Below are 12,217 nucleotides of genomic sequence, written 5' to 3'. Positions count from 1 at the left end.
TTCAATCCTTAGTCCCAATGAAGATTGCATCTAGGCCATTTTCCAGCAGGAATTTTTTAACAGACAACCCGCATGCTTCCAGAAATCCTTCTATTTCGTTCGCTCCAAGTAATCGATTCCCTTCCACATTTTCATGCAAATTTTGAAAAGCAATGGGTTTTATTTTTTCTTGCTTAAGGTAATCCAGTTTTTCTGGCCAAAGAGGTTCCCAAACCAAAACCTTCGAATCTGAATCTAGATGGGCAGCTAATTTTTCAACGAGCCGACTTTTTTCTGACCACAAGTGGTGCAGGGTACGGCTAAAAGTAAACAAAGAAACTTTTGGAGGCAAAGAACATGCAAAAAAGTCTGCAAAAATAAATTGGAGTCTTTCTTTTTGCCCTGCAGAAAGTGCCTGTGCTTGCTCCACTCCTTCTCTGCTTACATCGATACCAATCCCTTTGAGTTTTGAAAATCTTTTTGCAAGGCTTCTTAAAAGCCACCCATTGCCACAGCCAATATCCACAACCACCCCTCCCTGCCGGTCAATCTCTTCAATAAAAGGAATCTTCGGCAGCACTTCATTCAGGAAGAGAGAAGAAAACTTATGCTCCATCATGGCCCACATCCATGGAAAAACCCCAGGATCTTCAAATGGCGGAAAGGTGTGGAGATGTCCTCCTGTTTTGGCGAACTTCAAGATTTGAGAAGTCATCAAAGGATAGAAAACGGATTGAAACACAGCAGGAAGCACCTTCTGCTTGGTATTTTCATCGACAAAGAGCTGCCCCAACGAAGAAAGAGAATAGAGAGCTTCCGTTTTATCGAGAAATCCAAAAGCATATGCGGCCATACAAAATCTCTTTAAATATTCAGATTCGATTCCGGTTTTTTCTTCTAGACTTTCTATGGAGAGCTTTCTGTGGGTATGTAAAGCGTCAAAAACGCCAGTGGTTACTCCAAGATAGGCAAGGTTTAAAGTTTGAAGCGTGGGGACAAGATCATTCCATTGAGTCAAGAGCTGTTCGAAATTCATACTTTACAATACGGAAGAAAAAAAATGGAGAAAGCGTTTTTGATGTACTTTAATTAATCATTTACAAGTTTGAATCTTATTGGAACGATTACATAAGAAGTAACGGGTATGCCTCCCATCTTTGCAGGATTAAACTTCCACCGTTGAACGGTTTCTAACGCTGATCTATCCATGGGAAGGAAACCTGAGCTTTTGGTCAATTGGACACTTACTGGTCTACCTTCTGGAGACACACAAACTTTTAACACAACCACTCCTTCTTGTCCTCGACAGCGACATTCTTCAGGATAAGGCGGAATAGGATTATGCAGGAAATCAGGAGAAGCAGAACAACTAGTCCCTCCTCCCCCACTCGTATTCCCACGAACCAGGTTTCTTGCGTTTTTTCCTTTTCCTACAGTACCTTTCCCATAATTTGAAGCGGCTTTAGCAAGTGGAGTAGCAGCTTTTGTCTCTTCTTTTTTGTTTTCTAGCAACGAAAAATCTTCTCTCTTCTGCACTTCTTCCATTTTAGGCTGCACCGGATCTTGAGGATGTTCTGGTTTTTCTTCAGGCTTTCCTGAGGCCCCTTCTACTAGCTCTACCTGAGAAAAACCAACAGCCCCGCCCATAGCATACTGTGCTTTTTGATAGAAGAATGATCCAAAACCAAACAAAACGAATGCATGCAACAGAATCGAGAAAATAAATCCAATAATCCCCTTTTTCCTTATTTCCATACTTTCTTTGCCCCCCAATGCGATCATAATGCTAATTCATTTATTTTTTTTGTTAAGAAATAAAAAAAATACAGCTGCAAGGTTTCATTGCAGCGATTGACGCTCAACAATATTTATACAAACAGGTATTTTGGGGGAGGAGTTGGTGGAGATTCCCTATAGGAAGAAAAATAGGAAAACTCGAGATAAGGTAGATAAGAATCCAACGAGTGATGCTTTCCAAAAACTAGAAATAGAGAAGAAACAAAAAGAACTTCTTTTTCTAAAGAAGAGGTTTGATTGGACTGAAAAGGCCCATTATCAAAAGATCTAGGAATTTTTTCACAAATCTGGCAATTTCCTTTACCCGCTAAGGTCTTTTGTATGGCTTTAGGCCAAGAAACTTTTTGGGAATAATAACAAAACATTTTACTCCAGGCTATGGACTGAAGAATCAATAAATGACCTCCACCAATCCAAACCAATGCAAAAAAGATCAGAACATACCCCACTTTTTTCATTCTTTTCTTTATCATAATGGCTATTTAGCCCAAGAACAAATCTCATCGCTAAAAATTTATAGAGTAAGTGCTAGGAGCAGAGGTCTGGAGATGAGATGGTCCTGGGAATAGGAAGCCCATGGCCTTTTAGATTTTTCTGCTTATAGATCTTTTTCCTTGCGCATTAGCTTTAAAGATGTGTAGAACAATTTTGTTCAAAAAAGGTTCATCCTTTAAAAATGAAGTATCTTAAATTCCTCATTTTTTTTCCCATAGTCTTCTTAATCTCGTGCAGTCCCTTTTCAAGTACCGTCAAAAAAGAAACTCGCGGTCAGCCCTCTTTCTCTCAGCTTTTAAGGAACCCTCAGGCCTACAAAGGCCGAGTCGTTATGTTTGGTGGCACAATCGCTCAAACAAAAAACATGAAAAACTTAACGCTCATTGAAGTCATTCAAAAGCCCTTAGATAGTTCCTCTGATAGGCCTCTGGACACAGATCGCAGTGGGGGAAGATTCCTTGTAGCTACATCCAAATTTCTTGATCCTTCCATCTACAGCAAGGATAGAGCCATTACCGTGGTAGGAAAGGTGCGTGGCCTACAGCCCGGAGTGATCGGGAAAAGATCGTATAACTATCCAGTCATTGAAGCCACTCAGATTCATCTTTGGTCAGAATCCTATTATTATCCAGGATATTATTATCCTCCAGGCTATTTTTGGGGTCCAGGCTGGGGTTGGGGTTGGGGCCCTGGCTGGGGCTGGGGATGGGGATGGGGTCCAGGTTGGTGGTGGTAACATGACGGGAACAGACTAAATTATAAGGATGCAAACAAATCCATTCCTGCATCAGGCTTTTGCTGTTGAATGGCTTTGTATTTTTCGGTCAATCCATATTTGCGTAAAAAACAACCAAACCATTGGCTAAATTCAGCGGCTATTTTACCGCTGCCAGAAAATCTTGACCCAAAATTACTATCCGTTAGCTTTCCTTCTCTAAAGTCTTTGATTCGACACAGGACTTTTTCCTTTTTTTCAGGATAATGGTAAGCAAGCCACTCCAAAAAGAGATCACGCACTCCCCATGGCAACCTCAATAGGGAGTAGCCGGCATATGAAGCTCCAGCTTCAGCAGCCGACTTTAAAATCATAGGCATTTCAAAGTCATTTAATCCGGGAATTATAGGTGCTACCATGACCCCCACTGGGATGCCCGCGCGAGCCAGAGAAGAGATTGTTTCAAGTCTCAGAGCAGGAGAGCTTGCTCGCGGCTCTAGTATGGCTGCCAATTTTGGATCAAGAGTTGTGACGGAGAGAAAAACACTTAGCAGATTTTCTTTTGCTAAGGCTTTGAGGATGTCCAGATCTCTGCACACAAGCCTACTTTTAGAGATGATAGTGAGTGGATTATGATATTTAAGAAATACCTCTAGACAGCTTCGGGTCAACTTAAAATGGGCCTCGCAAGGTTGATAACAATCGGTGACCCCACTGACCATAACCACTCTAGGCCTCCATTTAGGAGAGCGTAGAGTTTTTTCCAATAGCAATGGGGCTTTTGTTTTAACAAGGATCCTGCTTTCAAAATCTACCCCTAAAGAAAAACCCAAATACTCATGAGTCGGTCGTGCATAGCAATAAATGCAGCCATGTTCACAACCTCTATAAGGATTAAGGCTAATTTCAAATCCTAAGTCTGGACTTTGGTTATACGATAGAATTTCAGAAGTTGGATCTTCATAAAAGAGGGTCTTTTGTACCTTTCGACCTACTGTATATTCCTCTTCCCAGACTAACTTGAGCGAATCAAATCGGTTAGAGGGATTCGAAAGTGCTGCTCTGCCATGCCACCCACGCTCAATTTTTAGAGGAGTATCTTCCACAACCTATTATTGACCATTTAAGCAGTCTTTCCAACAGCATTTTTTAGTGATTGATTTTTAGTTTTCTGCTCGGAAGTTTCAGAAATCCTATTGGACATCTTCATGCAAAGATCCACAAGCGCTTGAGTGGCACGACTTTTCATTTTGTCGTTAGGCTCAATGATGTTTATCCACCATTCTACTCCGTGTGGAGGATTGATCTCACTAAAGAGAAGATCTGAATTGCTATGTTCAAGCACACGCCGAGCTACAAACCCAATGCCCATCTTTGCTCTGACAGCTTCCTTTACGGCATCTGCTCCACTAACTTCAAAACATAACTTAAATCGCAATCCCTTTTTTTCTATTTCTCTTTCAATCGTTTTCCTTACTCCAGATTCAGGCTCCCTCCATATAATTGGATAATCAACCACTTCTTCTAGCATTACCCCATTTTTCCACCGATCCGCCTTTGGATGATCCTTCCAGTAAATCAACACAATCTGATCCTTCCACCATCTTCTAACTTGAAAAGTCTCAGGGACTTCCTCCTCGATAGGATCTTCTACAAAACCCAAATCCAAATCACTCATTCTACGGAACAGCTCATGCGTTGGAGCGGTTTCAACAGAAATACGAATGCCTGGGAACTTTTTTTGAAATTCCACCAAAGAAAGTGGAATATAATAATTAGATGCAGTCACCGTAGCCCCAATACGCAATGTGCCAGCGGACAATCCTCTCAACCTTCGGATATATCCTTCGGCTTTTTTCATGTTCTCTTCAAGGGCAACAGCAAATACCATTAGCCCTTCGCCCGCAGGAGTAAGAACCACTTCATGCCCTTTTCTACGGTATAAAGGCTCGCCGACAGCCATATTCAGTTGTCGAAGCCTCGCAGAAATGGCTGGCTGGCCAAGATTTAAGAGCTCTGCAGCCCGCGTAACACTTTTTTCTCGTATGACTTTTAAGAGCGTTAATAAGTGATTGGGATTAAGCTCTACTGTATCTGCTCCCTGGATTTTCTGAAAAATAAAGTCATTATCATTTTCCATAATAATATAATTTTTTTTTTAAACTAAAAGTCAATAAATTTTATCAATAGATTATGTAAAAAAGTTTATTTAAAAACAAAATTATTAATTTTTTTCTAATATCCTTCAAACAATAAGAAACTCTTTATCCTTTAAATCTATTACTAACATTGGTTTTCAAGGCCTATAGTCTGCAGACTCAAGTAGTGCAAAGGCGGTAGAGCAGAAGCTGATCGAGCAGTTGCAAAAGAACAGAGTTTTCTAAAAAGAACAATGCTTTGAATGCTTATTTCCAATGTGAATGGAGGCGCCTGTCTTCTTTCTTAAAGAGAATAGGAAGCTTGCCTCTATGAAGGGAATGAGCTTAGAAGAACTTGAGAATAATCTAAAAGAAAGGAAAGCAAATACCTTTAGGGCAATCCACAGAGCTCTGCTGCTTTCGTTTAAAGGATTGCAACAGGTTCACTAACTGGAGAACTTGACTACCTACCGTTAAGAATGAAGCTTTAAAGAAGAATTATAGGAGCACATTGCTTGCTGGCTGTTCTGTTGCCTTTTTTAGGCTACAGTGTTATTGAGGATCCAAAATGGTTTTTTATTTCTTTATAGCCCACCAATAGCGAAATTCACTGAACCTCAGTGTTCCCCGATGTCTACCAACCCATCTAGGAACATAAGGGAGCTCTTGGCGTTTTATCAAGATGATCCCATCAGCTCCATGTTCAACGGCCACCCTGGCTGCATGCTTCCGTTGCCTATTGGTTTCAATCAATCCCAAAACCCTGTAAGGATAATTGGGCTGAGAGTCAACCCAGACCTCAACGGGAACTGTTTTCCCATCTACCACGATGGAGAGGATTTGAGGTTTTGATCGAACAGTCCCCGGGCCATGACGTTCAGGCTTCGGAGCCGGGAAAAAACTTGTTTTGGCTAGAACCGGCGAGCTCAAAAGAAGAAGACTAAAAAAGATAAAACTAAGCTTTTGTATTTCTCTTGATTTTAGCATGATACTTTGTAATGAAAAAAACCAATCTAGAAAAGATAAAAGTAAAAAAATTTTTATGATTTTTCTCTTTCTTTTATACTCCATGCATCTATTGAATAGCTATGTCCTCACCAGCCCCCCTTACTAGAGACCAAATAGACACACAGTTAGATTTTCAACACATTCCCTATGAGTCAACAGCTGAGATGCCTGTTGAGATCCATTTCATTGGACAACAAAGGGCCTACGATGCCTTTGACTTTGGGTTATCCGTTTCTAAACCGGGTTATAACATTTTTGTCATGGGACCTCCCGGAATAGGTAAAAAAGCCTTTTTAGAAAAGATTTTGCAAGAACGCGCTGCAACAGGGCCTCTGCCTTCCGATTGGTGTTATGTGTTTAATTTTGAAGAGGAAAACAAGCCCAAAGCCATAGCTTTTGCAGCTGGGAAAGCTTCAGAATTTGCTGAAGATATGGCTAGACTTGTCGACGATCTAAAAATAGGGATTCCCTCTATCTTTGAAAGCGACGAATATAGAACGAGAGCCCAAGAAATCGAACAAGAATTTCTTGATCGACGGGAAGAAGCCCTCAATCAACTGAGAGAAAAAGCTCAAAAAGAAGGGATCGCCCTTCTGCAGACCCCAGCTGGTATTGCTTTTGCTCCTTTTAAGGGGGGAGAAGTGCTTGATCCAGAGAAATACAATGCGTTGCCTGAAGAAGAAAAAAGAAGGATAGAAGCAGCCATTCGAAAGCTGCAAGAAGAACTCACGGCTATTCTCAGACAGATTCCAAAGTGGAGGAAAGAAGCTCAAAACAAACTGCGAGAACTCAACCGGAGTTATATTCAGGGGTTGGTTTCCAGTTTGTTTGAGGAGCTGAAAGCGAAGTACAAAAAAATGGAGGCAGTGTTACTTCATCTAGAGGAAATCCAAAAAGATGTTTTAAAAAACGCTGAAAATTTCCGTCTGCCCCGGGAATCTGAAATCCCTCCCATTCCCGGTATGTCTGGACCAAGCCAATCGATGGAATTTTTTCTTAAGCGCTATAAGGTGAACGTTATCGTTGATCATTCTAAATCCAAGGGCATCCCCATCGTCTTCGAAGATAATCCTACCTTTGTAAACATCATCGGCCGAATTGAACACATTGCTCAAATGGGCGCCCTCCTCACGGATTTCACACTGATCCGTCCTGGAGCCTTACACCGTTCCAATGGAGGCTATCTTATTGTGGATGCTTTACGGGTTCTTTCCCATCCTTATTCTTGGGAAGGACTAAAAAGGGCCTTACGCAGCCAACAGATTAAAATAGAGCCTTTAGGAGAAGCTTTAGGATTATTGAGCACGGTATCCCTGGAACCACAGCCTATTCCTTTAAATCTAAAGGTTATTCTGATCGGGGATCGGTTGATCTATTACCTGCTCTATCAATTTGATCCTGAGTTCAAAGACCTTTTCAAAATCACCGCTGATTTTAGCGAAGAATTCGATGCCTCTCCTCAAAATCTTCTTCCCTACTGTCAACTAATTGCTTCCCTCTGCCATAGCCATGGCATAGCTCCCCTCGAAAAGTCAGCCCTTCGGCTTATTGTTAAGCAGAGCTTAAGATTTTCTCAAGATGCAAAGAAATTTTCCCTAAATATACGAAAAATTCTGGATCTTTTAGAAGAAAGTGAGTACTGGAGAAAAAAAGAAAACGCTCAGTTAATTTCTGCAGGACATGTGCGATCAGCTATTGTATCTTCTTATAGAAGGATCAACCGGATAGAGGAACAATTAAAGGAATCGATCCAGCGCCAAATCCTACTCGTTGAGACCAAAGGAAGCAAGGTAGGACAAATCAATGGTCTAGCCGTTATAGATATGGGCAATTTTATGTTTGGCTATCCAACGAAAATCACAGCCAGAGTGAGATTTGGCAACGGGCATGTCATTGATATAGAAAGAGAAGTCAAATTGAGTGGTCCTATCCACTCCAAAGGAGTTCTTATTCTATCTGGCTTTCTGGCAGGCAGGTATTTGCCTGAGGAACCTCTATCGTTGAGTGCGACACTTGCTTTCGAACAATCCTACTCCCTTGTAGAAGGGGACAGTGCCTCAGCAGCAGAACTTTGTGCTCTTCTTTCTGCTCTTTCCGAGTATCCCATTTACCAATCCATTGCTATTACCGGGTCAATCAATCAACTTGGAGAAATCCAAGCTATTGGAGGGGTGAATGAAAAAATCGAAGGATTCTTTGATACCTGCGCTGCTAGGGGACTCGATGGGAACAATGGAGTCATTATTCCATGGTCGAACCTTCAACACCTTGTGTTGAAAGAGGAGGTACTGGAGGCTGTGGAAAAAGGACTCTTTAAGATATATGCGGTGAAAACAATTGATGAGGCGATGGAAATTCTTACTGGAATACCGGCCGGAGAACGAGACGCACAAGGAAAATATCCACCAGAAAGTATCAATGGTAAAGTCGAAGCAAAGTTATCTCAATTTGCAAAACGGGCTCAAAAATTTACTTCTCCAGACCAAAAAGCTGAGAGCATAGCTGCAGAAGAAAAAAATGATAAGTAAAATCCTTCTTTTCGAAAACGTACCGTTTTCACTTAGAATGGCAGCATTGCTGGCCTCTAAGCTTAGAGCAGAACTGTTAGGTTTATTCATTGAGGATGTCAATCTTCTAAGGCTTAGCTCTCTGCCTTTTGCCTTTGAAACAGAGATCCATTCGGCTCTAACAAGATCCCTAGAACCAGAATCCCTTCTTAGAAGATTTCGAACAATGGCAAGCCAAATGGAACAACAAATAGCGGCCATTGCCAAAGAACTCAACATCCCCTGGTCCTTTCAGACCGCCCGGGGTTTTCTTTGGATGGAACTCATCGAAGCAGCAAAAAACTGTGATCTTATCATCGTCTCTCAAAAAGGACCCTTTTCTAATTTTCTATCTTTTTATGAAGACCCCCTTTTTCAATTGCTAGAAGAAGCCAAAAAACCCGTGCTTTTCCTTCCATCTGACAAACCCCTGGGACCGCCTTTTGGAGTGTTGATCAATCCTTCCAAAGATTTCCTTCCCATTCTTACTTTTGCCGCAAACCTCGCAAAAAAGTTCAACGGCGGCCTAACCCTCTTTGTCTTCAATGGGACTCTGTCCTCAGCCCAAAAAAATTATGTCGAAGCGCTGGCTAGCGACATGGCTCAACTCTCCGTTATTGAAGGCTTAGGGAAAGATCCAATGGCTCTTGCCTCTACTATTGCTGAAGAAAAAATAGGCTTGCTGATTTTTTCTATGAGTGGCATCGACTTAAAAAAAGCCACTTTGAAGGACTTACTGCGGAAGCTTAACTGTCTGGTCTTGTTATCTCCTTAAGCTTTTATTAAGGTTTGATGTAGGCATCTTATAGGATTAAAAAACTTAGCATATAGACTTGCCTTATCTGTCTATTATGGATTAAAAAAAAATGGTCACGTAGCTTTCATGACAGCAAATACTTTAATCCCATTTTGTCATCCTATCCTTTCTCTTTATCCTGAAAGACTCACACCTGATTCGGCCTGGCATAGCCACATTCCTTTTGCATTTTGGGTGACAGCCGCTGCCGCACCTCAGCTCTTCGTTGAACTTGGCATCTATAAACTAGACTCCTACTGTGCTTTTTGTCAGGCCGTCAAATATTTACACTATCCCACCGCCTGCTATGGCATTGATCACTGGAATGGGGATGAAAATACCCCTCCGGTAGAAAAAGAAGAGCAAGAACTACTCGAATCTTATCATTACCCTCGCTACGGTTCTTTTTCAAAACTCCTGTCCACTAGCTTCGATGAAGCACTTAGCTTTTTCAAAGATGGCTCCATAGACCTCCTGCATATCGATGGATCTTCCACCTATCCTTCCGTCCGCCATAATTTCGAACAATGGTTACCAAAGATGAGTGACCGAGGCATTGTTCTTCTTCATGGAACCAATGCCCGGGGAAAAGCCTATGGAAGCTGGTTGTATTGGGAAGAAATAAAAGAATCCTATCCTTACTTCCATTTTCTCCATGGCTATGGCCTCGGCGTCCTGGCCGTAGGAAAAGAAATAGCTGAGCCTTTAAAACCTTTGTTCGATCTTAAAAAAGAAGACATTGACGTGGTTCGCTCTTTTTTTGTCCGACTTGGAGAAGGAATCGAAGCCATAATAAGAAATGAAAAATTAAGAAAAGAAAAAGAAAATCTTTCTAGAAAAATTAAGGAGCTAGAGACCAATATTCAGGAAAGTGCAATTCTAAGAATTCAATTTAAAGAAAAAGAAAAAGAAGCTACTGAGCTAGCTGAAAAAATAAAAGACTTAGAAGAAAAAGAAAAAGAGTTCTGTCGCAATCTTTCTCTTCTCACAAAGCTCCCCTTAGAAGAACCATTCGATCTATCCCTTACTTTCAACACATTAAAGGAATTCATTTCTGAGCAGGATCATCAGCTCAAGACTCTGAACGAGCAACTGCAGCTCCTGCAGAAAGAAAAAGAAGCCTTACGACAAAAAGAAGAAGAGCTCAACAAAATAAAACAGCAGAGCGCCCAAGAAAAAACAGTCAGCAGTATACAAAGCCCAATCAAGACTCCAAAGACAAGTGCTACGATTGAACAACTCAAAGTCGTTATTGAAAAAGAGCCGACTCCATTTGAGTCTGCAGAAAGCTTAAAAAAGACACAACTACACTTATCCAACCTAGAAAAAGAATTTCATACTTATCAGAATCGATTGATTGAAGAAATTCGAAGAATAAACTGCTTGGATGCTAAAAGATTAGAGCAACAATGTAAGATTTATCGAAAAACAGCCAAGAAGAACTCTTTTTTTGCCTGTCTTTTTAATCCAAAAGCAAGAGAAGAAAACAAGCTGTTTGAAAAGGTGCTTCAACTCAATCTTTTTGACCCTGATTTTTATATTCTCCAGGCCCCTGATGTCCCTAAAGAAGAGGCTTTACGGCATTATTTCAGAGAAGGCTATGTTGCGGATCTAAACCCCAACCCTTATTTCGATACAGCTTTTTACATCAAACAAAATCCAGAGGTGACAGAACAAAATATCAATCCACTCATTCATTATATAGAAGAAGGAGCAATCAAAAGGAAAAATCCTAGCCCCTACTTTGATACCCAATATTACTTAGAACAGTATCCAGAAGTAGCCGAACAGCAATTAAATCCCCTTTCCCATTTTCTAATTCAAGGGAGAAAAGAGGGTAGACTCTCTCGACCTATTCTCAAAATTGGGTCTCGGATGCGTCCGAATCTGATGCTTAGAGAAGCTTCAAACAATCCCCCCTGTCCAGTCTGCGGTAAAGAGTTGCCAATCAAAACCTCTTCCACTCCCAGCTATGATCAGATCCTTTGTCCCTATTGCTATTCAAAAGAATTAGATTTCGAATTAAGCAAAAAATTGATTGAAGAACTGAATCTTCCGGCCAAATCTTTAAAAGAAGCAACCGAAAGCCTACAACAAACAAAACTTCTCCTCCTTGGCTTATCTAAACCAATGCAAGAGATTTTATCAGGTTGTAAAGAAGCCTTTTCTAGCCCAACTCTAGAACTGCAAAGTCCTGAGTCTATCCCTAGTGGATCTTTTGACATTGGAATTGGAGCCCTTCCTGAAACTTTTAGCTATGATAACTACCCAATCTTCGATGAAATCTATGTGGCTTTGAAACCCGGTGGCAAATTTATTTTTTCTTTGCCTCTTTACGCTAGCATACCTTTAACAGAGAAAGAAAAAGAGGGAGCCGAGCAAACCAAAATTACTTTGTCTCAGGCTCTCACTAACGAAAACAAACCTACCCCAATTGCCTTACAAATCTTAGAAAAACTAAAAGAAAGTGGCTTTCAGTTGATCAAACCTAGCGAAGTTGATCCTGATCTCCCTCTTCCGAAAGTCATCGTCATGGTAAAGAAGAGTTTTTAGTAACACGACAAGCTTCTTCTCTATGCCCAGAACTAGTTTTAGCTAAGTCAGCTAGCTAAGAATCCTAGGATGCTAGAAAGCAAGGGATGGTGCCTTACTTCAGATAACCCGTCGAAGGAAACATACCCGGCGGTTACCTGCGTCACCGGCCCATCCATTATGGAATGATCTAGTATAGCCTGGCTATTAG

10 protein-coding genes are annotated in these 12,217 nt (G+C 41.1%); 4 read left to right on the top strand and 6 right to left on the bottom strand.

Translation table 11 applies throughout. The features are described from left to right. Position 1 precedes the first annotated feature (1 nt). From kam1_RS01445 to kam1_RS01435, 3 genes are all read right to left on the bottom strand, one after another. Entirely contained in the window at positions 2-1,015 is a 1,014-nt protein-coding gene (locus kam1_RS01445; RefSeq protein WP_039721961.1) for a class I SAM-dependent methyltransferase, read from the bottom strand. A gap of 53 nt (positions 1,016-1,068) precedes the next feature. Further along, positions 1,069-1,761: an energy transducer TonB gene (locus tag kam1_RS01440; RefSeq protein WP_039721962.1), complete on the bottom strand. Its 693-nt coding sequence runs from the start codon at positions 1,759-1,761 to the stop codon at positions 1,069-1,071. A gap of 86 nt (positions 1,762-1,847) precedes the next feature. Then, a complete protein-coding gene (locus kam1_RS01435) occupies positions 1,848-2,234 on the bottom strand; it encodes a hypothetical protein (RefSeq protein ID WP_039721963.1) in 387 nt (128 codons plus the stop codon). 218 nt (positions 2,235-2,452) lie between these two features. Between kam1_RS01435 and kam1_RS01430 the strand changes: the two genes are divergently transcribed. Beyond that, positions 2,453-3,007 (top strand): Slp family lipoprotein, encoded by a 555-nt coding sequence (locus tag kam1_RS01430; RefSeq protein WP_039721964.1) that lies wholly within the window; start codon positions 2,453-2,455, stop codon positions 3,005-3,007. A 20-nt stretch (positions 3,008-3,027) separates the two neighbouring features. Here the strand turns inward: kam1_RS01430 and kam1_RS01425 are convergent, their stop codons facing one another. The 3 genes from kam1_RS01425 to kam1_RS01415 form a co-directional block, all read right to left on the bottom strand. Continuing rightward, complete coding sequence (locus kam1_RS01425; protein WP_039721965.1) at positions 3,028-4,092, bottom strand: PA0069 family radical SAM protein; 1,065 nt, start codon at positions 4,090-4,092, stop codon at positions 3,028-3,030. Positions 4,093-4,109: 17 nt separating this feature from the next. Then, positions 4,110-5,126, bottom strand: a complete 1,017-nt coding sequence (locus kam1_RS01420) for a LysR family transcriptional regulator (RefSeq protein ID WP_039721966.1) — start codon at positions 5,124-5,126, stop codon at positions 4,110-4,112. Positions 5,127-5,700: 574 nt separating this feature from the next. Further along, positions 5,701-6,111, bottom strand: coding sequence for a hypothetical protein (locus kam1_RS01415; protein ID WP_039722001.1), 411 nt, complete (start codon positions 6,109-6,111; stop codon positions 5,701-5,703). 101 nt (positions 6,112-6,212) lie between these two features. Between kam1_RS01415 and kam1_RS01410 the strand changes: the two genes are divergently transcribed. The 3 genes from kam1_RS01410 (at position 6,213) to kam1_RS01400 (ending at position 12,027) form a co-directional block, all read left to right on the top strand. Further along, a complete protein-coding gene (locus kam1_RS01410) occupies positions 6,213-8,660 on the top strand; it encodes a Lon protease family protein (RefSeq protein ID WP_039721967.1) in 2,448 nt (815 codons plus the stop codon). Continuing rightward, positions 8,650-9,453 carry a universal stress protein gene (locus kam1_RS01405; RefSeq protein ID WP_039721968.1) on the top strand — a complete coding sequence of 268 codons (804 nt, stop codon included), beginning with the start codon at positions 8,650-8,652 and terminating at the stop codon, positions 9,451-9,453. The genes kam1_RS01410 and kam1_RS01405 overlap by 11 nt, the downstream gene beginning before the upstream one ends. A 108-nt stretch (positions 9,454-9,561) precedes the next feature. Then, a complete protein-coding gene (locus kam1_RS01400; RefSeq protein ID WP_039721969.1) occupies positions 9,562-12,027 on the top strand; it encodes a class I SAM-dependent methyltransferase in 2,466 nt (821 codons plus the stop codon). Positions 12,028-12,217 lie beyond the last annotated feature (190 nt).

The sequence above is a fragment of the Methylacidiphilum kamchatkense Kam1 genome (assembly GCF_007475525.1).
In the GTDB taxonomy this organism is placed as follows: domain Bacteria; phylum Verrucomicrobiota; class Verrucomicrobiia; order Methylacidiphilales; family Methylacidiphilaceae; genus Methylacidiphilum; species Methylacidiphilum kamchatkense.
Note: the sequence above shows the minus strand (reverse complement) of the source record. Positions and strands in the feature narration are given on the sequence as shown.